At 74.5% G+C, this 21,527-nt stretch carries 18 protein-coding genes; 12 read left to right on the top strand and 6 right to left on the bottom strand.

The genetic code is table 11. The annotated features are described in order from the left end of the window. A complete protein-coding gene (locus ABDB74_RS14205) occupies positions 1–855 on the bottom strand; it encodes a DUF1206 domain-containing protein (protein WP_346619329.1) in 855 nt (284 codons plus the stop codon). Between the two features lie 114 nt (positions 856–969). Between ABDB74_RS14205 and ABDB74_RS14200 the strand changes: the two genes are divergently transcribed. The 3 genes from ABDB74_RS14200 to ABDB74_RS14190 are packed head-to-tail and all read left to right on the top strand — an operon-like array spanning position 970 to position 4,568. Then, a complete protein-coding gene (locus ABDB74_RS14200) occupies positions 970–1,632 on the top strand; it encodes a hypothetical protein (RefSeq protein ID WP_346619328.1) in 663 nt (220 codons plus the stop codon). Between the two features lie 58 nt (positions 1,633–1,690). Next, positions 1,691–3,298, top strand: coding sequence for an SIR2 family protein (locus tag ABDB74_RS14195; RefSeq protein ID WP_346619326.1), 1,608 nt, complete (start codon positions 1,691–1,693; stop codon positions 3,296–3,298). A gap of 40 nt (positions 3,299–3,338) precedes the next feature. Further along, the gene (locus ABDB74_RS14190) at positions 3,339–4,568 is read left to right on the top strand and encodes a cytochrome P450 (protein ID WP_346619325.1); all 1,230 of its coding nucleotides are present in this window, start codon (positions 3,339–3,341) and stop codon (positions 4,566–4,568) included. A gap of 67 nt (positions 4,569–4,635) precedes the next feature. On the opposite strand, the gene ABDB74_RS14185 is transcribed toward ABDB74_RS14190, so the two are convergent. Next, complete coding sequence (locus tag ABDB74_RS14185) at positions 4,636–6,957, bottom strand: helicase (RefSeq protein WP_346619324.1); 2,322 nt, start codon at positions 6,955–6,957, stop codon at positions 4,636–4,638. A gap of 335 nt (positions 6,958–7,292) precedes the next feature. Between ABDB74_RS14185 and ABDB74_RS20730 the strand changes: the two genes are divergently transcribed. Then, complete coding sequence (locus ABDB74_RS20730) at positions 7,293–7,400, top strand: DUF6191 domain-containing protein (RefSeq protein ID WP_407062174.1); 108 nt, start codon at positions 7,293–7,295, stop codon at positions 7,398–7,400. Positions 7,401–7,655: 255 nt separating this feature from the next. Here ABDB74_RS20730 and ABDB74_RS14180 read toward each other — a convergent pair whose 3' ends face one another. Further along, positions 7,656–8,411, bottom strand: coding sequence for a hemerythrin domain-containing protein (locus tag ABDB74_RS14180; RefSeq protein ID WP_346619323.1), 756 nt, complete (start codon positions 8,409–8,411; stop codon positions 7,656–7,658). Positions 8,412–8,655: 244 nt separating this feature from the next. On the opposite strand from ABDB74_RS14180, the gene ABDB74_RS14175 reads away from it, so the two are divergent. From ABDB74_RS14175 to ABDB74_RS14155, 5 genes are all read left to right on the top strand, one after another. Next, entirely contained in the window at positions 8,656–9,456 is an 801-nt protein-coding gene (locus tag ABDB74_RS14175) for an alpha/beta hydrolase (RefSeq protein WP_346619322.1), read from the top strand. After that, complete coding sequence (locus ABDB74_RS14170) at positions 9,453–11,726, top strand: SpoIIE family protein phosphatase (protein WP_346619321.1); 2,274 nt, start codon at positions 9,453–9,455, stop codon at positions 11,724–11,726. The genes ABDB74_RS14175 and ABDB74_RS14170 overlap by 4 nt, the downstream gene beginning before the upstream one ends. 58 nt (positions 11,727–11,784) lie before the next feature. Continuing rightward, a complete protein-coding gene (locus tag ABDB74_RS14165; RefSeq protein WP_346619320.1) occupies positions 11,785–12,078 on the top strand; it encodes a hypothetical protein in 294 nt (97 codons plus the stop codon). A gap of 84 nt (positions 12,079–12,162) precedes the next feature. Beyond that, the gene (locus tag ABDB74_RS14160) at positions 12,163–13,323 is read left to right on the top strand and encodes an acyl-CoA dehydrogenase family protein (protein ID WP_346619319.1); all 1,161 of its coding nucleotides are present in this window, start codon (positions 12,163–12,165) and stop codon (positions 13,321–13,323) included. Between the two features lie 151 nt (positions 13,324–13,474). Then, positions 13,475–14,545: an acyl-CoA dehydrogenase family protein gene (locus ABDB74_RS14155; RefSeq protein WP_346619317.1), complete on the top strand. Its 1,071-nt coding sequence runs from the start codon at positions 13,475–13,477 to the stop codon at positions 14,543–14,545. 21 nt (positions 14,546–14,566) lie between these two features. On the opposite strand, the gene ABDB74_RS14150 is transcribed toward ABDB74_RS14155, so the two are convergent. The 3 genes from ABDB74_RS14150 to ABDB74_RS14140 all read right to left on the bottom strand — a co-directional run bounded on the left by ABDB74_RS14150 (position 14,567) and on the right by ABDB74_RS14140 (position 17,371). Next, positions 14,567–15,787, bottom strand: coding sequence for an MFS transporter (locus tag ABDB74_RS14150; RefSeq protein WP_346619316.1), 1,221 nt, complete (start codon positions 15,785–15,787; stop codon positions 14,567–14,569). 70 nt (positions 15,788–15,857) lie between these two features. After that, positions 15,858–16,616, bottom strand: coding sequence for an SDR family NAD(P)-dependent oxidoreductase (locus tag ABDB74_RS14145; RefSeq protein WP_346619315.1), 759 nt, complete (start codon positions 16,614–16,616; stop codon positions 15,858–15,860). 35 nt (positions 16,617–16,651) lie between these two features. Continuing rightward, positions 16,652–17,371 carry a GntR family transcriptional regulator gene (locus tag ABDB74_RS14140; RefSeq protein ID WP_346619314.1) on the bottom strand — a complete coding sequence of 240 codons (720 nt, stop codon included), beginning with the start codon at positions 17,369–17,371 and terminating at the stop codon, positions 16,652–16,654. Between the two features lie 208 nt (positions 17,372–17,579). On the opposite strand from ABDB74_RS14140, the gene ABDB74_RS14135 reads away from it, so the two are divergent. From ABDB74_RS14135 to ABDB74_RS14125, 3 genes are all read left to right on the top strand, one after another. Beyond that, on the top strand, positions 17,580–18,593 hold the full coding sequence (locus ABDB74_RS14135) for a TAXI family TRAP transporter solute-binding subunit (RefSeq protein WP_346619313.1): 1,014 nt from the start codon (positions 17,580–17,582) through the stop codon (positions 18,591–18,593). A gap of 80 nt (positions 18,594–18,673) precedes the next feature. Further along, positions 18,674–19,183 carry a hypothetical protein gene (locus tag ABDB74_RS14130; protein WP_346619312.1) on the top strand — a complete coding sequence of 170 codons (510 nt, stop codon included), beginning with the start codon at positions 18,674–18,676 and terminating at the stop codon, positions 19,181–19,183. Then, positions 19,183–21,462 (top strand): TRAP transporter fused permease subunit, encoded by a 2,280-nt coding sequence (locus ABDB74_RS14125; RefSeq protein ID WP_346619311.1) that lies wholly within the window; start codon positions 19,183–19,185, stop codon positions 21,460–21,462. The genes ABDB74_RS14130 and ABDB74_RS14125 overlap by 1 nt, the downstream gene beginning before the upstream one ends. Positions 21,463–21,527 lie beyond the last annotated feature (65 nt).

The raw sequence follows: 21,527 nt of genomic DNA, 5'->3' as shown, positions 1-21,527 counted from the left end.
TCAGGTCCGCTCGGGGTAGCGGGCGCGGACGAAGCAGAAGACGCCGAACGCCGCGATGCCGACGGCGATCAGCGTCAGCAGCAGCCGGCCGGCTGGGGCGTCGAGCACCAAGTGGAGCGCGCCGTCGAGGCCGTCGGCCCTGGCCGCGTCGAACGTGATCGCGGCCCAGACCAGCAGCCCGCCGACCAGCGCGAGGGAGACGCCCTTGGCGGGGAACCCGACCTGACCCAGCCGGGTCACCGTCTTCGTGGCGGCGGGGGAGCAGTCGGTGAGGTCGATCTCCTTGAGGAACCGCTTCGAGACGCCCTTGTAGACGTGGTAGGCGCCGACCCCGACGACGACCAGCCCGATGGCGCCGACCAGCCACCGCCCGCCCGGCCAGCCGAAGACACCGGCGGTGGTCTGCTGCGGGCTGCTGGAACCGCCGCTCTGCCCACCGCCGCTGGCGAAGCGGAACGCCAGGACGGCCAGCGCCAGGTAGACGACGGTCTTGGCGACGGCCTTGCCCGACCGCTCCAGGGCCGTGGTGCGGGCCTTCCCCGACGCCGTCCAGCCGTGCCGCCAGCGGAGGATCTCGGCGGCCTGCCACAACGCCAGCGCGAGCAGCCCCACCGCGAGCACCCAGAGCAGCGGCTCGCCCAGCGGCTGCTGGGCGAGGGTCGCCAGCGCCCCGGTCTGGTCGGCCTGCTGGGCTCCGCCGACACCCCACGCCAGCTGGAGCGCCAGCCAGGCGATGAGCACGTGGACCAGCCCGTAGGCGATCAACCCGACCCGGGCCAGGTGCTCCAGACCGTCGCTGTCGGCGGCCCGTCGTGCCGTTCCCTCGGCCGACCGGGCGTTGTTCCGCATGCTCATCCCGGTGCCCTCCTGACTCGTTCCCGCCGCGTGGAGCGCGGAGATGATCAGCGTGGCACGACCGCCGGTCCGGTGCCTCCCCGGGCGGTGGCGCCGGTGAGGGAGACTGGTGCCGTGGCGAACGGTGGAACCGGAATCCTGACGGCCGGCACTGCGGGTACGGCGAGCCCGGAGGTGGCCCGGCGGACGTGGCCCCGCTGGCTGGCCCTGGGCATCGTGATGATCGTGGTCGCCGTGGTCGCGGTCGTGTGGACCGGCATCGGCGCCCGGCTGCTGCTCGGGTCGCTGGGGCTGTTCCTGGCGCTCCGCGGCGCGGTGCTCCTGAGCGGCGCCCGCACGGGCGTCGTCGACGGTGAACTGGCCCGGCGCGCCCGCACCCTGGGCACGGTCGCCGTGGCGGTCGGCGCGGTGGGGCTCGTGGTGGCGGTCGCGTCGGCGGCGCTGTCGGCCACGGTGCTGCTGGTCGGCGCGCCGGTCGTGCTGCTCGCGGTCTCCGCGGCGCTGCTGTCCCGCGGCGGCCCCACCCGGCGCATCGGCCTGGCGCTGCTGGTGTGGTCGGTGCTGGTCACCGGACTGCTCGTCGTCACCGGGATCGCCCAGGACTGGGACCGTGCCGCCGAGCTGGCGACCGTGGTGGCCGCCATCGGCGTCGCCGGCCTGGCGGTGCCGCTGCTGATCGGGGCGGTGAGCCTGCGCGCCGCCGCCTCCGCTCCGGTGCCCGCGGCGCCTGCCGGATGCGGCGGCTGCGCCTGCGGTGCGGGGGGCTGCGGCTCCTGAGCCGCCTTCCCCGGCCGCGCCCCGGGCATACCCGCCCGACTCCGGGTAAGGGCGGTGGGTGAGCGGTCACGTGTTCGTCGTCGGCGCCGACCTGACCCGGCTGGCCTGTGACGACGTCCTGGTACCCACCGACCGCTCGCTGCGGGTGACCCGCAGCTGGCGTCCGCTGCTGCCCGAGGAGCTGATCACCGACCGCCAGCCCGACGGCGACTGCGTCGGGATGTCGTGGGCCGGGGACGAGCGGGTGCTCGAGGTGCCCGGCCACGGCCCCCGGCGGACCTGGCTGGTCGACACCGTCGACGACGGCGGGCGGGGGCTGCCCTGGCTGCTCGACGGCGCGCGGGAGGCGCTGGCCGCCGTCGCCCGCCGCGACGTCCCCGATCCGGTGCACGGGCGCGCGCGCCGGCTGGTCGGGCTGCCGGCGCTGGGCACCGGCTGGGGCGGGGCGGCGGGCGAGCGCGGGGCCCTGCTGCGGGAGCTGCTGCCGGTGCTGCGGGAGGCCGCCGGGGAGCACGGCTTCGACGTCGCCCTGGTGCTGCGTGGGCCGAGCGACCTGGCCGCCGCCCAGCGGGTGCGGCGCGGGCAGGAGGGCGGCTGGGACCTGCCGGCGCGCCTGGGGGAGCTGGCCGGGCAGTTGGGCGAGCGGGCCCGCCGCGGGCAGCTGGCCCTGTTCATCGGCGCGGGGGTGAGCGCGGCGGCGGGGCTGCCCACCTGGGAGCAGCTCGTCGAGGAGCTGGCCACCCGTTCCGGGCTGGACGGCGACCTGCGGGCGGGGCTCGCGCGGCTGCCACCGCTGGACTCCGCCGCGCTGCTGGCCCGCGAGCTGGGGCCCGAGCAGCTGGAGGCGTTCGTCACCGAGCGGTTCGGCCCCGGGTCCTACGCGCTGGCGCACGCGCTGATCGCCGACCTCCCCGTGCAGGAGTTCGTGACCACGAACTACGACCCGCTGGTGGAGCTGGCCGCCGGCGACATCGGCCGTCGCGTGACGGTGCTGCCCTACGAGGAGGCCGAGCCGGGGCGGCCCTGGCTGCTCAAGCTGCACGGCGACGCCGCCCATCCGGAGAGCGTGGTGCTGACGCGGGAGGAGTACCTGCGCTTCGGCAGCACCGGTGCCGCGCTGGCCGGGGTGCTGCACTCGCTGCTGCTCACCCGGCACGTGCTGTTCGTGGGCACCTCGATGCTCGACGACGACCTGGTCCGCATCGCCCACCAGGTGCGCATGGCGCTGCAGACCCAGGGCTCCGGCACGGCCCGGCGCACCGGGACGGTGCTGACGCTGCGGGAGGACCGGGCCCGGGCGCGGCTGTGGGAGCAGGACGTCGAGACGGTGGCGATGAGCGCGGCGGACGACTCGCCGGCCGAGGCCGCACGCCGGCTGGAGGTGCTGCTGGACCTGATCGGCTGCCTCTCCACCCCGCCCACCGGCTACTTGCTGGACCCGGCCTACCGCGGGATGCTCAACGACGAGGAGCGGGCGCTGGCCGAGGCGCTGCGCACCGTGGCCGACGCGCTCTCCGACGACGCGTCCTCGGCCGCCGCCCTGGAGGTGGCGGGGCTGCTGCGCCGGCTCGGCCACGGCACCTCGGCCGCCGACATCGACGCCCCGCCGCCCGACGCCGCCACCGCGGAGCGCGACGACCGGACGCAGGAGCAGCGGCCCGGGTGAGCGTGATTGCCGGGCCGGGGCGCTGGGCAGGCAGGTGCCCATGCCTCGACTCGAGAACGGCCTGAAGTTGCTCGGAAAGGGTTATGCCTGGCTGCCCGACGAGCGGCGGAGAGCCGGCGGGCGGTCGGTGGCGACCCGGCTCGGCGGCATGCCGGCGTACGGCCTCGAGGGCCCGGACGCCGCCCGGTTCCTCTACGACGAGGACCACGTGCGCCGGTCGCACGCCATCCCCGAGCCGGTGCAGGGCACGTTGTTCGGCAAGGGCGCGGTGCACACCCTCGACGGCGAGATGCACCGGGTGCGCAAGGCCATGTTCGTGGCGCTGCTCATGCGGGAGGACGGCATCGCCTCCCTGGTGGAGCAGGCGGCCGCGGCCTGGGACGACGCGGCCGCGGGGTGGGCCCGCCGGCCGCGGATCGTCGTCTTCGACGAGGCGAGCCGGGTGATCGCCGGCTCGGTCACGCGCTGGGCGGGGATCCCGGTGCGCGACGACGAGGTGGCCGACCTGGCGCGTGACCTGGTCGCCATGGTCGACGGGTTCGCCACCGGCGGGCCGCGGCACTTCCGGGCGCGGCGGGCACGGGGCCGCCGCGAGAGGTGGCTGGCGCAGCTCGTCCGCGACGTGCGCAGCGGGGTGGCCTCGGTGCCGCCGGGCTCGGCGGTCGACGTCGTCGCCCGGCACCGGGACGCCGACGGGACGCAGCTGGCCCCGCACGTGGCGGCCGTCGAGCTGCTCAACATCATCCGGCCGACCACGGCGGTCGCCTGGTTCCTGGCGTTCTCGGGGCACGCGCTGATCCGGTGGCCGGGCCACCGCGACCGGCTGGCCTCCGGCGAGCCGGCGTTCGCCGAGGCGTGGGCGCACGAGGTGCGGCGGTTCTACCCGTTCGCCCCGTTCATCGGCGGGCGGGCGCCGCGGGAGGTCGAGTTCGACGGGCGGCGGATCCCGGAGAACGCCATGGTGCTGCTCGATCTCTACGGGCAGAACCACGACCCCGTTCTGTGGGAGGAGCCGTACGCCTTCCGCCCGGAGCGGTTCCTCGACCGGAAGATCGGCGAGTTCGAGCTGGTGCCCCAGGGCGGCGGTGACCCGCGCACCAACCACCGTTGTCCCGGCGAGCAGATCACCGTCGCGCTGCTGTCGGCACTGGCCGGGAAGCTCGCCCGGCTGGACTACGAGGTGCCGGAGCAGGACCTGACGATCGCCCTGCACCGCATCCCGGCGAGGCCGAGGAGCGGCGTCGTCCTCCGGGTGCGCGACAGCGCCTGACGGCGATCCGCCGGAGGTCTGTCTCTGCCCACCCCCGGTGGGCGGAGACAGACCTCCCGGGAACCCCTCAGCGCCGGTCGAGCCGCTTGAGCTCGTCCGGCAGCTCACCGGGGTGGACGACGCCCAGCCGCTGGGTGGCGCGGGTGAGGGCGACGTAGAGGTCGTTGTGGCCGCGCACCCCCTCGACCAGGATCCCGGCGGGGTCGGCGACGAGCACGGAGTCGAACTCCAGGCCCTTGCTGCCCTCGGGGGTGAGCACCACGGGGCCGGCGGTGAGGTCGCCGTCGGCCGACGCCGACGGGACGGCCGCCCGCACGGCCGCGGTGACCGCGTCGACCCGGCTGCGCGGGACGACGACGGCGAGGGTGCCCTCGGCCGCATCCAGGTCCGCGGCCGCATCGGCGACGGCGGCGATCAGCTGCTCCTCGGTCACCTGCCTGGCCCACGGCTCGTCGCCGGTGGAGCGCACCGACCGGGCGGCCGACGTGCCCGCCCCGCCGGCGAGGAGCACGTCGGCGGCGACCTCCATGATCTCGGCCGGGGTGCGGTAGTTGACGGTCAGCTGCTCCATGCGCCAGGAGGAGCCGCCCCGGGGGCCCAGGAGCGGTTCGAGCACCTCGGCCCAGCTCGAGGCGCCGGCGGCCGAGCCGGTCTGGGCGACGTCCCCGACCAGCGTCATCGAACGGGTGGGGCAGCGGCGGAGCAGCACCCGCCAGGCCATGGCCGACAGCTCCTGCGCCTCGTCGACGATCACGTGCCCGTAGGTCCAGGTGCGGTCGGCGGCCGCGCGCTGCGACGTCGACCGGTGGTCGGTGACCTCCTGCCGCTCGGCCAGGCCCTCGGCGTCGAGCAGGTCCCCGGCCGACAGCTCCTCGGAATCCTCCTCGGTCTCCCAGTCGGTGGAGCGCGACCCGTGCAGCAGGTCGAGGGTCTCCTGGGCGTGCCGCAGCCGGCGCTGCCGTTCGCGGCGCGCGGCGGTGCGCTCGGCGCTGTCGTCGACGCCGAGCAGCTCGTCGGCCTCCTCGAGCAGCGGCACGTCGGCGGGGGTCCAGGGGGCGTCGGCCGGGCGGAGGAGGAGTGCGCGGTCGGCGTCGGCCCAGCCGCGGGTCGCCGCCTCGAGCCGCCGCGGCGACGAGAACAGGTCGCGCAGCAGCCGCTCGGCGGTGAGCCGGGGCCAGAGCCGGTCGATCAGCGCGTGGACGGCGGGCTCGGCCGTCACCTCACGGCGCAGCGCGGCGACGTCGCCCTCGCCGAGGAGGTTGGCCACGCCGAGGACGTTCTCGCCGAGCTTGTCGGCGTACTTGCGGGCGACCACGTCGACGAGGGCGCGGGCGAAGGCCGGCCGGGCCTCGTTGTGCACCCGGGAGACGGACCGGGCACGGGAGCGGGCGCGGGCGGCGTCGGCCTTGGTGACGCGCAGCGCGGTGCCGTCGATGGTGAGCACGGCCGGCTTGTCGAGGACGGCCTGCCGGTCGCGGACCGCCGCGGTGACGACGTCGACCATCGCCGCCCGACCCTTGACCACGGCCACCTCGGGGCGCTCGGGCGCGTGCGCCTGCAGGCCGGGGCGGAGGCCGCCGAGGTCGGCGAGCACCACCCCGGTCTCGCCGAGGGAGGGCAGCACGTCGGCGATGTAGGAGAGGAACGTGGGGGAGGGGCCGACGATGAGCAGGCCGCTGCGGGCCAGCCGCTCCCGGTGCGTGTAGAGCAGGTAGGCGGCGCGGTGCAGCGCGACGGCGGTCTTCCCGGTCCCCGGGCCGCCCTGGACGACGAGGACGCCGCGGTGGTCGGCGCGGATGATGCGGTCCTGCTCGGCCTGGATGGTGCGGACGATGTCGTTCATCCGGCCGGTGCGGGTGGCGTTGAGCGCCGCCAGCAGGACCGACTCGCCGGCCAGCCCGGAGCGCTGGGCCAGGTCCGGATCGGTGAGGTCGAGGGTCTCGTCGGTGACGCCCACGACGGTGCGGCCGCGGGTGCGGATGTGCCGGCGGCGCCGGACGCCCAGGTCGTGCAGCGGGGTGGCGGTGTAGAACGGCTGCGCGGCCGGGGCACGCCAGTCGACGAGCAGCGGCTCCTCGCGGCCGTCGTCGGCGTTGAGGCCGATCCGGCCGACGTAGCGCGCCACCTCGCTGTCGTGCCGGTCGAGCCGGCCGAAGCACAGCCCGCTGTCGGCGGCGTCGAGCGCGACGATCCGCTGGGAGTGCAGCTCGACGGCGGCCTCCCGCTCACCGATCGCCTGCGGGTTGTGCGGGACGGTGGCCAGCGCCTCCTCGAGCCGCATCACGGTGCGCGCCCGCACCTCGTCGAGCCGCTGGTGGAGGCCGGTGACGTAGGTCTGTTCCGCCGTGATCTCGGCGTCGAGGGACTCCGCCGGTCGAGCTGTCGACAACGCACATCGCTCTCTACTGGAATGGTGGTGCACAGCGCCTCGGCCGGCGCCTTCGCGGCAACTGCCCATTCTGCGCACGTCGGGGGTGTCCGCGCACCGTGCCGCGCGCACTGTGGTCCGGCCCTGTGACGCAGACCCCGGGCATCGACCTGCCGACGCCCGCGACCGGACCGGGCTGGACCGGGTGGGTTGGGGCCTGACCGGCAACCCCCGCGTGCGGGTCACCGACGTCGGGCTGGTCGCCAGCGCCTGGCACGTCCTGCGCCGGACGACGTACGCCGCGAGCACGATCGTGCTGCTGCCGTGGGCCGCGCTGCGGGGCCCGTTCGCGGCGTCTGGAGCAGCAGCGCGCGCGGGACATCGTGCGCGACGACGTGCAGGACGGCGATCCGCCCTTCGGGGTGGACCTCGGGCGCGGCACCGTCCGGATCGACCGGCCGTAGCCCGCGGGCGCCGCGGGGCGAATTAGTTGGCGTCCAAGCGCAACTCTCCGGACACCTCCTCGTCACAGCGGTTTCCTACCGTCGTGGACGTGTCTGACGAGGGGAGGCGGCCATGAGCACCGCGACGAAGGAACGGACCACCTGGGTCTGCGACAACTGCCACGTGATGGTGACGGCCGCGCGCAAGCGCTGCCGCGACTGCGGGACGTCCCGCTACTGACCGCCGGCTGGTGACCGCCGGGCGCGAGGAGCTCCTCAGCGCGCCGGCGGGGCGCCGCGCAACCGCACCACCGACGCGCGGTACCGCCGCCGGCCGTGGAGCCACCAGGCCAGCCGGGTGGAGCGGCGGGTCCCGCGCAGCAACCGGGCGCGGTCACCGGCGCAGCAGTCCTCCAGTGCCAGGCCCAGCACGAGCAGCTGCTGGCGGCCGGAGAGACCGCACCGGGCGGTGCGGATGATCGCCGCCCAGTCGGCGTCGGTGAGGTGCGCGTCGAGCAGGGGGAGCAGCGTGGCCTCCTCCTCGGCGGTCTGCGCGTCGACGTCGTCGGCGAGCCTGCGGCAGGCACGGGCGAAGCCGTCCCGGGCACGGGCGGTGCCGCTCACCGACCACTGGCGGGCGAGCGTGTCGAGGTCGCGGAGCGCGGCGTCGATGCGGGTGCAGGAGACGGTCCAGCTGGCGACGGCGGCCTCGGCGGCGGGCCGGGAGCCGGCGGGTACCGCCCGGAGCAGCGCCGGCCACACCGACTCCCGCTCGACGGCGTGGTGGTGCAGCAGCACCCGGGCCAGCAGCGCGGCGTGGCAGGTGAGCGTGCCGGTGCGGGCGCACTCGCCGTCGGGCGCCCAGGTGGCGACGTCGGCCAGGGTGCCGAGCTCGCGGCGGGCCAGCTGGTGCAGCACTCGCTGGTAGGTCGCCGCGCGGCCGGGCGGCGCCGAGGTGGGGGCCGGCGGGCTGTCCGTGCGCACGGACAGCGGGACGGCGCGGATGGTGGGGAGGGCCGTGGCGGTGGTCATGGCGCGCGCCTCGTTCGGTGGTTCGGCCGGTGGTCCGGGGTCCGGACGCGTCGCAGGGTAGGGGCGGCCGCGGACGGCGCGACAGTGGTTTCCGGGCCGCTCCCCGGCGTGCGCGAGCGCGGTCCGGCGACGCGCGGCGGTCCGTCGCGCCTGCGTGACCCACGGTGAGCCGTGGTGCGGAGCGGGCCCGACGGCATCACGGGGGGCGGCGACAGCGGGCGCGGGGTCCACTACGGTCGGCTCCGTGGGCAGCGTCGTGGCGCGCAATCGGGTCAGCGTCATCGGTGTGCCGGACGGGCGGCCGATGGTCTTCGTGCACGGCTTCGGCTGCGACCAGACGCTGTGGCGTCTGGTCGTCCCCGAGTTCGCCGTCGACCACCGCGTGGTGCTGTTCGACCACGTCGGGTCGGGGCAGTCGGACCTGTCGGCCTACGACCCCGACAAGTACGACTCCCTCGACGGGTACGCGTCCGACCTCGTGGAGATCCTCCGGGAACTGGCGCTGACCGACGTCGTGCTGGTGGGCCACTCGGTGAGCGCGATGATCGGGCTGCTGGCCTACCACCGGGCTCCCGAGCTGTTCGGCGCGCTGGTGATGATCGGGCCCAACCCGCGGTACATCGACGACGTCGACTACGTGGGCGGGTTCAGCCGCGGGGACATCATCGGCCTGCTGGACGCGCTGGACAGCAACCACCTGGGCTGGTCGGCGCAGATGGCCCCGGTGATCATGGGCAATCCCGAGCGGCCGGAGCTGGCCGACGAGCTCACCAACAGCTTCTGCCGGACCGCGCCGCACATCGCCCGGCAGTTCGCGCGGGTGACCTTCCTGTCGGACAACCGGGCCGACCTCGCCGGCGTCGAGGTGCCCACCCTGGTGCTGCAGTGCAGCACCGACGCCATCGCCCCCGACTCGGTCGGTCAGTTCGTGCACGAGCAGATCGCCGGGAGCGTGCTGGTGCGCATGCGGGCGACCGGGCACGTGCCGCAACTGTCCGCGCCGGAGGAGACGATCGCCGCCATCCGTGCGTTCCTGACGCCGTGACCGGCGGGGGCGGCGGAACCGACCCCGGGGGCGGCCGGGACCCGGCGACGCAACTGGACCGGCTGCTGGAGGAGGACCCGGCCGACCTGTACGAGAACGCGCCGATGGGCTACCTGTCGACGCTGCCCGACGGCCGGCTGGTCAAGGCCAACCGGACGTTCTCCGCCTGGACCGGCCGGCCGCCCGCCGACCTCCTGGGCACCCGGTTCCAGGACCTGCTCACCGTCGGCGGCCGGGTCTTCTACGAGACCCATCTGGTGCCGTTGCTGCGGATGCAGGGCGCGGTGCGGGAGATCGCCATCGACATCACGCGGGTCGACGGCTCGCTGCTGCCCTGCCTGCTCAACGCCGTCGAGGTCCGCGACGACGACGGGTCGCCGCTGCTGGTGCGCGCGACGCTGTTCGAGGCGACCGCGCGCCGCCGCTACGAGCGGGAGCTGCTCGCCGCGCAGCGGCTGGCCGAGGACTCGGAGGCCCGGTCGCGCACGGTGCAGAAGGTCGTGTTCGACCTGGCCGCCGCGATGACGCCCGAGGACGTGGCAACGGTGATCGTGCAGCGCGGGCGGGCGGCGCTGAAGGCCCGCGGCGCGGCGCTCGTGCTGGTCGAGGGCGAGGCCGGCGACCCGCACGGGCTGCCTGCCCTGCGCCCGGTGCGCTCCGACGGGTTGTCGGTGCGCCTCCTGCGCCGCCTGCGGGAGGCGGCCGGCAGCCGCCTGGCGCTGGAGCTGGCCCAGGGGCTGCGCTCGATCGTGCACGACGCCCGGCTGCGGGCCGACCAGCCAGAACTCGCGGCGGCGATGTCCGCCGACGAGCTCTCCGACCTGGTGATCGTGCCGGTGTCGGCCGACAGCAAGCGGCTGGGCGTGCTCGTGCTCGCGCGGGGCGGCCCCAAGCGCGGTGACCTGATCAGCCTCGAGGAGCCCGGTGAGCACCGGCCGCTGACGCCGGCGGAGGTCGACCTGCTCTGGACGCTGGGCCGACAGGCCGGGCAGGCGCTCGAGCGGGTCCGGCTGTACGAGCAGACCCGGCTGCAGGGGGAGCGGGCGGCGTTCCTGCTGGAGGCCGCCCGGCTGATGGCCGATGCGGCCGACGTGACCGACACGGTGGAGCGGCTGGCCGGGCTGGCGGTGTCGAGGCTGGCCGACGTGTGCGTGATCGACCTGGTGACCGAGCACGGGATGGCCCGCCCGGTGGCACGGCACCGGGACCCGTCCCGGCAGCCGTTGATCGACCGGTTGCGCGAGGAGCAGGCGCCCGAGCGCTCACCGGTGCACGTCGGCCTGCGGGCGCTGCGCGAGGGGCGGACGCAGTGGATCCGGGAGGCCGACGGGGGCCAGGCGGTGCTCGACGCGATCACCCTCGACGAGGAGCACCGGGAGGCCGCCCGCCGGCTGGAGCTCGTCGGGCTGGTCAGCGTGCCGCTGATCGTGGAGGGCCGGCGGCTGGGCGTGGTGACCTTCGGTGCCGACCGGCGCCGCCCGCCGCTGACCGCGGCCGACGTCGAGATGGCCGAGCAGCTCGCGCTGCAGCTGTCGCAGGTGGTGGACAAGGCGCAGCGGTTCGAGTTCGAGGAACGGACGTCGCACACCCTCCAGGCGAGCCTGCTGCCGCCCTCGCCCCCGGAGGTTCCGGGGCTGGTGATGGCGGTGCGGTACGCGGCGGCGACGCAGGGGGTCGACGTCGGCGGGGACTTCTACGACGTCGTCCGGCTGCCGGACGACCGGGTGGCGCTCGCGGTCGGTGACGTGGTCGGCCACGACATCACGGCCGCGGCGACGATGGGCCAGCTGCGAAGCGTCTACCGGGCGCTGCTGGTCGACCAGCAGCGACCGGGGGCGCTGGTCGACCGGCTGCACCGCAGCTGGGCGCTGTACGAGCTGCAGCGGATGGCGACGGCGCTGTTCGCCACGCTGGACCCGGCATCGGGGGAGCTGCGGATCGCGTCGGCCGGGCACCTGCCGCCGCTGCTGTGCTCCGAGGGGTCGGCGGAGTACCTGCCGGTGCGGCCGACGCGGATGCTGGGCGCACCACCGGCGCCGGCGCAGGAGTGGGCCGGTGTGCTGCCGGCGGGGTCGACGCTGGTCCTGTTCACCGACGGGCTGGTGGAGAGCCGGGGGGCCGACATCGACACGGGGCTGGACCGGCTGCGGGAAGTGGCGGCCCGTGCACTGCCCGCCGGGCCCGAGGAGCTGTGCGACCGGCTGCTGGCCGAGCTGACCGGGGAGCACCGGGCCGACGACATTGCGCTGCTGGTGCTCAGCCGGGTCTGACCTTCCGGATGGCGCCGCGAGGGGTCACCATGGGAGGAACTCCGGTTGGGAGGCGGTCATGGACACATCGGCTCGCGGGAACCCGATCACCGAGGCGATCGACGGCGCCACGGGTGACTGGTCGATGTCGGGCGACGCGATGCGCTGGTCGCCGGACCTGGCCCGGCGGGCGCCCGCCGACGGCGAGCTCAGCGGGCTGGAGGGCGGGTCCGGGATGGGTGCGACGCTGGGCCTGGACATCCACGGGGTGCGCCGGCTGGTGTCCGGAGCGCTGACGTCGCTGGGGACGGTCGCCGACGAGCTGCGCCAGCTCACCCGCGGCCCGTCGGAGGAGAACGACGCGGACAGCTGAGCTCGGCCGTCCGGGAGCCCGGCGGCACGGGCTCCCCGGACGCCCTGTACAACGGCGGTGAGCACCGCCACACAGGGGAGTCGCATGAGCAACGCGTTGACGCTGGCGCCCGCGCCGCGGTCGGAAGCAGCCGAGCAGGTGCGGGCGGAGGTCCGCGAGTTCCTCGCCGCCGAGCTCGCCGCCGGCACCTTCGAGACGCACGTGGACACCTGGCTGTCCGGCGTCGACCCCGTGTTCTCCAGGAAGCTGGGCGAGCGCGGCTGGCTCGGGATGACGTGGCCCAAGAAGTACGGCGGCCACGAGCGCTCGGCGATGGAGCGCTACGCCGTCACCGAGGAGCTGCTCGCCGCCGGCGCCCCGGTGGCCGCGCACTGGATCGCCGACCGGCAGTCCGGGCCGAACCTCCTCACCTACGGCACCGAGAAGCAGCGGCAGGAGATCCTGCCGCGCATCGTCGCGGGGGAGTGCTTCTTCGTCATCGGGATGAGCGAGCCCGACTCGGGCTCGGACCTCGCCTCGATCCGCACGAAGGCCGTCCGCAACGCCGACGGCGACTGGGTGGTCAACGGCGCGAAGGTGTGGACGTCGAACGCGCACCACTCCCACTACGGGATCGTGCTGGTGCGCACCGCGCCGTCGGACCCTGCGCACCGGCACGCCGGCATGTCGCAGCTGCTGATCGACCTGTCGCTGCCGGGTATCACGATCAACCCGATCCGCATCCTCGACGGCGGGCACCACTTCAACGAGGTGGTGTTCGAGGACGTCGTCGTCCCGGGCGACATGCTGCTGGGCGAGGAGGGCAACGGCTGGCACCAGGTGACCGCGGAGCTGGCCTTCGAGCGGTCGGGGCCGGAGCGGTTCCTGTCGACGTATCCGCTCGTCGCCGAGTTCGGACGTCGAGTCGCCGACTCGGGCGACCCGGCGCAGCTGGCGGTGCTCGGGCGGATCTCGGCGCGGGTGCTGGCGCTGCGGCAGATGTCGCTGCGGATCGCCGCCGCGCTGGACCGCGGTGAGCTGCCGAACATCCCGGCCGCGCTGGTCAAGGACGTCGGGACGTCGTTCGAGGGCGACGTCATCGAGGAGATCCGGAAGGTGGTCGACGTGACGCCTTCGCTCGACTCGCCCGATCCGCTTGCGCGGGCGCTGGCCGAGGCGCAGCTGCACGCGCCGGGCTACACGTTGCGGGGCGGTACCAACGAGATCCTGCGCGGGATCGTCGCTCGTGGACTGGGGCTGCGATGACGACAGCGAGCGAGCATCGCAGCGAGGCGGCCGCCGACAGGGCAGGAGCATCGCAGCGAGGAACGAGCGAGGAGCGGACCGACCGCGGAGGCGGCCTTGACGTACGAGCGAGGAGCGGAACGAGCGTGGAGTCGAGCGGGGGACAGGGCTGATGTCCGACCAGGACCTGGTGGTCGAGACCGTCCGGGACATCCTCACCGGATTCGAGCCGTTCGCGCTGACCGCCGACCGGCGCTGGGACGCGGGCCTGTGGTCGGCCCTGGCCGACGCCGGGCTGACCGGTGTCGGGCTGCCCGAGGAGGCCGGCGGCTCCGGCGGTGAGCTGGCCGACGCGGTGGCGATCGTCCGGACGCTCGCCGCGGGCGCCGGCGCGGTGCCGGTGGCCGAGCAGCTGCTGGTGGCCGGGCCGGCTCTCCTGGCCGCGGACCTCGACCTGCCCTCGCCGGAGGAGCCGACGACGTTCGCGATCGCCGACGCGGTGACCGTCCACCCGGTCGACGACGGCGACGGCCCGGGGCGGTTCACGCTGACCGGCACCGTCCCCGACGTCGCGTGGGCGGGGGTGGCCTCGCGCGTCGTCGTCCTGGCGCCCGCCCCGGGCGGGATCGAGGGTGCGGTCCTGGCGCTGGTCGACGTCTCGTCGCTCCCGGCGTCCGACGCCTACAACCTGGCCGGCGAGCCGCGCGGCTCGCTGGTGCTGGAGCAGGCCGCGGCCAGCGGGGCGCTGTTGAGCGAGACCCGTGCGGGCGAGCTACGGGCGCGGTACGCGCTGGCGCGGGCGGTGCAGCTGGCCGCGGCGCTGGAGCAGGTGCTGGCGTGGACGGTGCAGTACGCGGGGGAGCGGCAGCAGTTCGGCCGTCCGCTCGGCAAGTTCCAGGCGATCCAGATGGAGCTGGCCGAGATGGCCGGCGAGGTGACCGCCGTGACGGCGCTGACCGACGCCGCCGTCCAGGCCCTGGACCGGGGCGGGAACGTCGTTCTCGCTGCCGCGGCGGCGAAGGTGCGGGCGGGCGCCGCGGTGGAGGTCGTCGCCAGGCTGGCGCACCAGGTGCACGGCGCGATCGGCTTCACGCAGGAGCACAAGCTGCACCACCTCACCCGCCGGCTGTGGTCGTGGCGGGACGAGGCGGGCAGCGAGCTGGTGTGGTCGCGGGTGCTGGCCTCCGGTCTGCTCGCCGACGGCCCGGACGGGCTCTGGCCGGCGCTCACCCGGGTGGTCTGAGCGCCGGTCGGCCCGGGCGCGTCAGCTGCGGGCGGCCCGTTCGGAGAGCACCAGGAGGACCGCGGCGGCGAGCGCGCAGCCGGCGACCGCGGCGAACCCGGCGCCGTAGCCGGAGGTGGTGATCAACGCGCCACCGGCGAGCCGTGCCACGACCCGGCCGAACTGGCCGGCCAGGGCCTGCTGCCCGGACACCGTCGCGAACACCGCCCCCGGCACGTACTGCCCGAGCAGCGCCGGACGCGCGATGTTGAGGACGCCGAAGCCCACACCGAACAGGAGCACGAACACGACGGTGGCCGCAGGCTGGGGGAGCAGGAACAGCAGCCCCACCGCGAGGCCCTGCCCGGCGACCATCGCGGCGGTGACGGTCCCGATGCGGAGCCGCGTCGCGAGAACCGTGAGCAGCACCCGACCGGTCACCGAGAGCGCTCCGAGCGCTCCGGCCGCCAGCGCGGCGAGCCCGGGTGGCGCCCCGGCCTCGAGCAGATAGGCCACCAGGAAGACCGCGACCACGGCGTTCGCCACCATCTGCAACGCCGTCGCCAGGGTCAGCCAGCGCACCGCGGGCAGTCGCCAGGCCGCGCCGGCACCCCGGTAGGGGGCGTGGCCGGGGACGGCCCCGGGGACCGGTGCACCGACGCCGGTCCCGGACGTCGGCGGCGCGGGGTCCGGACGGCCGTCGGGCTCCAGGCCCAGGTCGGCCGGTGAGCGGCGCAGCAGCAGCGCGTGCGGCACGGCGCACGCCGCGACGACCGCGGCGAGCACCACCAGTGCCGGCCGCCAGCCGAGCACGTCGATGAGGAACTGGGACGTGGGCAGGAAGACCGTCGAGGCGAACCCCGCCACCACCGTCAGCGTCAGCAGCGCCTTCGGCCGGTCGCGGCGGAACCAGGTGTTGATCACCGCGTACGCCGGCTCGTAGAGCACCGCGGCGCTGGCCAGCCCGATGCCCGCGAAGGCCAGGTAGAGCTCGACGAGGTCGTCGGCCCGCGACCACGCCAGGACCGATGCCGCGCCGAGCAGACTGCCGGCGGTCATGATCCACCGGGGCCCGGAGCGGTCCAGCCACCGGCCCACCACCACCCCGCCGATGCCGGTCAGGGCGAGGGCGAGGGTGAGCGCACCGGAGAGCTGCGCGGTCGAGGCGCCGAGTTCCTCGCGCATCGGCACGAGGAAGACGGCGAAGGAGTAGTACAGGACGCCGTAGGAGACGGTCTCGGTGACCGAGAGCGCCCAGACCATGCGCCAGCCCGGGAAGTCCCGCCGTCGCCCGGTTCCCGTGCCGGTGCCTGTCCCGGCCGTCAGCGGACGGTCATCCCTTCCTGCGGGCGATCTTCCCCGAGCCCGCCTGGTCCAGCGGGTAGACGAGGACGTCGGCGATCACCACGTGCGGCGGCTGCCCGGCGATCCAGGTGACGACGTTCGCGATGTCCTGGGCCGCCAGCGGGGTCACGCCCTCGTAGACGGCGTCGGCCGCCTGCCGGTCGCCGTGGAAGCGGACGACGGAGAACTCGGTCTCGACCATCCCCGGGTCGACCTCGCTGACCTTGACGCCGCTGCCGAGGACGTCCATCCGCATGCCGCGGGTGATCCGCTCGACCGCGGCCTTGGTCGCGCAGTAGACCGTGCCGCCGGGGTAGACCTCGCGGCCGGCGTTCGACCCGACGTTGATGACGTGCCCCGAGCCGCGCTCGACCATGCCGGGGAGCACCGCTCCCGACACGTTGAGCAGGCCACGCACGTTGGTGTCGAGCATCTGGTCCCAGTCGTCCGGGTCGTCCTCGTGCAGGGGGGTCCGGCCACGGGCGAGCCCGGCGTTGTTGACCAGCACGTCGATCGGCGAGAACTCCTCGGGCAGCGACCCGAGCGCGGTGTTCACCGCGTCCCGGTCGCGGACGTCGAGCGCCAGGGGGAGCACGGCGCCGTCGTGCCGCGCCGCCAGCTCCTCCAGCCGGTCGGTGCGGCGGGCGGCGGCGACGACGCGCGCCCCCTGCGCGAGGAAGGCATCGACGCAGGCGCGGCCGATTCCGCTCGATGCGCCGGTGACCAGGACGACGGGGCATGGGGCCATGGGTCGCTGCCTCCGCTCGGGGCTGCCGGGGGTGGTCACCGGCCGGAGCCCAGTGCCCGGGCGGACGGAGGGGCCGGACCGGAGCCCTCGTAGGTGTCGCCGTCGGGATGGATGTCGAGGTAGGAGTCGCGGGACAGCGCGATGTGGCTGTGCATCGCCTCGGCGGCGCGGTCGGCCTCCCCGGCGGCGATGAGCTCGGCCACGCGGCGGTGCTCCGTCCAGGCGCGCGGCGCGTTCACGGACACCAGGGGAGCGAAGAACCAGCGGCTGCGGTGGGAGAGCCGCTCGCCGAACTCCAGCAGGATGTGGTTGCGGGCGCTCTCCAGGACGGCGCGGTGGAAGCGGGAGGTGTGGGCGGCCATCTGCTGGGCCGGGACGCCGCGCGCCCAGTCGGCATCGGCCTGGTCGCAGATCTCCAGCAGCCGCGCGGCGTCCGCGGGGGTGCAGCGCTCGGCGGCCAGGTGCGTCGCCTCGCGCTCCACGAGCTCCCGGGCCTCGAAGAACTCGTGCACCTCCTGCACCGTGGGGCGGTTCACGAAGGCCCCGTGCCGCGGGCGGATCGTGATCCAGCCGTCCCGGTGCAGGCGCTGCAGCGCTTCCCGGACCGGTCCCCGGCTCACCCCGAGCTGCGAGGCCAGCCGCTCCTCGACCAGGTGGTCGCCGGGCGCCAGGCTGCGGCTGATCAGCAGTTCCTGCAGCCGCTCGTACACGTGCTCGCGCAGTGGCAGCGTCGCGATGGGTCGTTCCTCCAGCACCGGACCGCACCTCCCGCGCACGTGGGAAAACGTCACCGTCCCGTGACACTGTAAACAGTAGACAGGCGTTTTTGTGGCCTGGTTCACTTCTGTGACCTGCCCTACAGCCCAGGCACACGCCTCACCGGCTGCGGGTCGGCCGTCCCGCGGCGTTCCCGCCGCCGGCTCTCCGGCCCGGCCGTGTCGGCACTCCACAGGAAGGCCACTGATGTCCACCACCCTCGGCACGAACCCCGGCAAGCGCTCCCGCCTGCTGCTCTCCCTGGGAGTCGCCTCGACCCTCGTGCTCACCGCCTGCGGTGGCGACGACGCCGAGGAGCCGGCCGCCGGTGGCGACGCCGCCCAGGAGTTCAACGAGCAGCTGACGTTCGCCACCGGTGGGACCGGCGGGGTCTACTACCCCTACGGCGGTGGCATGGCCAACCTCCTGAGCTCCGAGATCCCCGGCCTCACGGTCACCGTCCAGGAGACCAACGCATCGGTCGACAACATGCAGCTGCTCGACACCGATCAGGCGCAGATGGCCCTGGCCGTCGGCGACGTCGTGTCCGACGCCGCGAACGGGGAGAACACGTTCAGCGAGCCGCTGGCCGTCTGCTCGCTGGGCAACACGTACAACAACTTCACCCACTTCTTCACGACGGCCGACACCGGCATCACCTCGATCGAGGACCTGGCGGGCAAGCGCGTCTCGCCCGGCGCCGTCGGCTCGGCCTCCGAGGTCATCGCCGACCGGACCATGGAGGCCGCCGGTGTCGACCCGCAGGCCGACATCGAGCGGGTCCAGCTGGGTGTCGCCGAGACGGTCGCCGCCATCCAGGACGGCACGGTGGACGCGGGCGCCTGGTCCGGCGGTCTGCCGACCGGTGCGATCGTCGACCTCGCGAGCACCAGTGACCTGGTGCTCATCCCGACCGGCCAGTACGCCGAGGAGCTCGCCGAGCAGTACGGCGACTACTACTTCGCCGAGGAGATCCCGGCCGGCACGTACGAGGGCCAGGACGAAGCGGTGTCCACCGTCGTGTCGCCGAACATCCTCGTGGTCCGGACCGACATGGACGAGGCCCTCCAGGAGACCATCACGCGCACCATCTTCGAGAACGAGGAGCAGCTGCTCACCGTGCACCCCGCGGCCGAGGAGCTGGACGCGGAGACCGCCGACGAGATCGAGTTCATCGAGACGTGCCCGGGCGCGCAGACGTACTTCGACTCGGTCGACTGACCCCCTCCCGAGCCCTCGTGCTGCCGGGCGCCGGACCGTCGTCCGGCCCCGGCAGCCGCGGGGCGTCCCGCCCGCTGATCGTGCGCCGCCGCCTGCTGATCGCGGTCCTCGCCGTGCTGGCGGGGGTCGCTGTGGCGGGCGGCGTCGTGGCGGTGGCCACGCAGGGGGAGGGCGAGCAGTTCGTCACCGTGCGCGGGCCGGAGGGTGACCTGATCGCGCGGGTCCCGCTCGACGGCGACACGTTCGCCGTCGGGTACCGCAACAGCATCTACCGGACGCTCGCCGAGGAGCGGTACCGGGTTCTCCCGGACGGCCGCTTCGAGCTGGTGGAGCTGGCCGCGGAGCAGGTCGCCGTCCTCGAGGAGTACTACGCCGTCCCGGGCGCGCCGCGGCCGTCACCACCGGGCGACCGGCTCCCGTTCGTGGTCGACCCCGACCCGAGCCGACCGGCCGTGTTCACCGATCTCCACATCGCCGCTACCGACCTCGGCGAGCGCACACTGTTCGTGCCCGGAGCCGACCCGGTCCCGATCTGGCAGCGCGTCGTCACCGAAGACCCCTCCGTGATACTCGACATCGAGGAGAGCTGATGAAGCTCCGACGGCTCACCCACCGGCAGTCCGGGCCGGAACCGGCCCACGGCGGGGGCGCGACCAAGGTGGCCGGCGAACCCGGCACGGCTCCGGACGACGTCCCGGGGGCCGCGCCGGCCAGCCGGGGCGCGCGGTCGGGGGTCGAGGACGCCTCGACCATCGACAAGGGCCCCGGCGGGGACCGGGACGTGGATCCCGACCGCATCGACGAGGAGGCCCTGCTCGCCGAGTTCGAGGCGGAGAAGCCGGCCCGGCACCTCACCGGCATCCCCGGCCACGTCGTCGCGGTCGTGGGCGTCGGGCTGTCCCTCTTCGCCCTCTACTGGGTGTTCAACCCCATGCCCCGGCAGGTGTACCTCCCGCTGTTCCTCAGCGTCGGGTTGTTCCTGACCTTCCTGACCTACCGCGGCTGGGGCCGGTCGGACAAGGAGAAGCTCCAGGGCAAGGCCGACCACCCGAACATCCTCGACTGGGTCCTCGCCCTGGCCTCGCTCGTGCCGGGCCTCTACATGGTCTGGGACTGGCAGGGCTTCTTCCGCCGGGCCATCGTCCCGACCGACACCGACCTCATCATGGGCACCCTGCTCGTGCTGCTGGTGCTGGAGGCGGCCCGGCGCACGGTGGGGCTGCTGGTCCCGCTCGTGGTGCTCGGGTTCCTGGCCATGGCGTACTTCGGATCGTCGATGCCGAGCCCGTTCACCACCGCGGACTTCCAGTGGACGCGGCTGATCGGGCACAACGTCATGGGGACCCAGGGCATCTTCGGCGTCCCGCTCGACGTCGCCGCGACCTACATCATCCTGTTCACCATCTACGGGGCGGTGCTGGCGGCCTCCGGCGCGACGAAGTTCTTCATCGACCTGTCGTTCGCCGCCTTCGGCCAGTCGGCGGCCGGTCCCGGCCGCACGGTGACGCTGTCAGGCTTCCTGCTCGGCACGGTGTCGGGCTCCGGCGTGGCCACGACGGTGACCCTCGGTGGCTTCGGCTGGCCGCTGCTGCGCAAGGCCGGCTACTCGTCGGAGGCCGGCGGCGGTGTGCTCGCCGCAGCCGGTATCGGCGCCATCATGTCGCCGCCCACCCTCGGCGCCGCGGCGTTCATCATCGCCGAGCTGCTCAACGTCTCCTACCTGGAGGTGCTGATCTGGGCGACCATCCCGACGATCCTGTACTACCTCGGGATCATCCTGGCGATCGAGTTCGACGCCCGCCGGCACGGCACGCACCAGGTGGAGGTGGAGGACAAGTCGGCGTGGCGGCTGCTCCTCCGGTTCGGGTACCACTTCAGCTCGCTGGCCGCCATCGTCTTCTTCCTGGCCCTGGGCTACACGCCCTTCCGCGCCGTCGTGTACGCGACCGCGCTGGCCTTCCTGCTGAGCTGGCTGGACCGCGAGCACTGGATGACGCCGAAGCGGATCTGGCACGCGCTGGGCCAGGGCGCGGTCGGTGCTCTCTCGGTCATCCCCGTCATGGCGGTCGCCGGGATCATCGTCGGCGTCATGACCCTCACCGGTCTGGCGCTGCGGCTCGCGGGCATCATCGTCGACTTCTCCGGCGGCAGCCTGGTGCTGACCGCGCTGTTCTCGGCCATCGTCGTCGTCCTGCTCGGCCTGGCCGTACCGGTCACGGCGAGCTTCATCATCTCGTTCGTGATCATCTCGCCGGCTCTCCAGCAGGTGGGCGTCGAGCCCTTCGCCGCGGCGATGTTCATCTTCTACTACGCCGTGCTCAGCGAGGTGTCGCCGCCGACGGCGCTCTCGCCGTTCGCCGCGGCCGCGATCACCGGCGGCAAGCCGGTGCCCACCATGTGGCTCACCTGGAAGTACACGCTGCCGGCCTTCCTGGTGCCGTTCATCTTCGTGCTGTCGCCGAACGGGGTCGGCCTGCTCTTCGAGGGCGGTGCCGCCACGGTCGCCATCGCGTTCGTCGCCTCCTCGCTCGCGGTGGGCGCGCTCGCCGTGGTCACCGGCAAGTGGCTGATCGGCCCGGCCGGCTGGGCCGAGCGGGTGCTGTTCCTGGGCGCGGCTGTCGCGCTGCTGGTCATGGAGCCGCTGTGGATCGGCATCGGCCTCGCCCTCGCCCTCGCCGGGACCGTGGTGCACCTGCTGATGCGCAGGCGCGCCGGCCACTCCGTGGGCGGCCCGCTCGGCGCGGTGCTGCCCGGCGGTGAGGGCGATGCCGAGCAGGCTCCGCAGGCGCCCGACGCACCGGCCGCGTCGGGAGCGACCACCGCCGCACCCACGAGCACGACCGGCACGGACACCCCGGGGGAGCGCTGACATGAGCCGAGCCCTCCCGCGGTGACCGTCGTGATTCCCGGGGTCGCCGATCGCGGACGGTCGGT

The organism is Blastococcus sp. HT6-4 (assembly GCF_039679125.1).
GTDB lineage: Bacteria > Actinomycetota > Actinomycetes > Mycobacteriales > Geodermatophilaceae > Blastococcus > Blastococcus montanus.
Note: the sequence above shows the minus strand (reverse complement) of the source record. Positions and strands in the feature narration are given on the sequence as shown.

Coding starts and splice junctions, on each gene's coding strand:
- ABDB74_RS14160 (WP_346619319.1), top strand. CDS start 12,163: ATGAGCAACGCGTTGACGCTGGCGCCCGCGCCGCGGTCGGAAGCAGCC.
- ABDB74_RS14155 (WP_346619317.1), top strand. CDS start 13,475: ATGTCCGACCAGGACCTGGTGGTCGAGACCGTCCGGGACATCCTCACC.
- ABDB74_RS14165 (WP_346619320.1), top strand. CDS start 11,785: ATGGACACATCGGCTCGCGGGAACCCGATCACCGAGGCGATCGACGGC.
- ABDB74_RS14205 (WP_346619329.1), bottom strand. CDS start 855: ATGAGCATGCGGAACAACGCCCGGTCGGCCGAGGGAACGGCACGACGG.
- ABDB74_RS14180 (WP_346619323.1), bottom strand. CDS start 8,411: ATGACCACCGCCACGGCCCTCCCCACCATCCGCGCCGTCCCGCTGTCC.
- ABDB74_RS14190 (WP_346619325.1), top strand. CDS start 3,339: ATGCCTCGACTCGAGAACGGCCTGAAGTTGCTCGGAAAGGGTTATGCC.
- ABDB74_RS14150 (WP_346619316.1), bottom strand. CDS start 15,787: ATGGTCTGGGCGCTCTCGGTCACCGAGACCGTCTCCTACGGCGTCCTG.
- ABDB74_RS14135 (WP_346619313.1), top strand. CDS start 17,580: ATGTCCACCACCCTCGGCACGAACCCCGGCAAGCGCTCCCGCCTGCTG.
- ABDB74_RS14145 (WP_346619315.1), bottom strand. CDS start 16,616: ATGGCCCCATGCCCCGTCGTCCTGGTCACCGGCGCATCGAGCGGAATC.
- ABDB74_RS14125 (WP_346619311.1), top strand. CDS start 19,183: ATGAAGCTCCGACGGCTCACCCACCGGCAGTCCGGGCCGGAACCGGCC.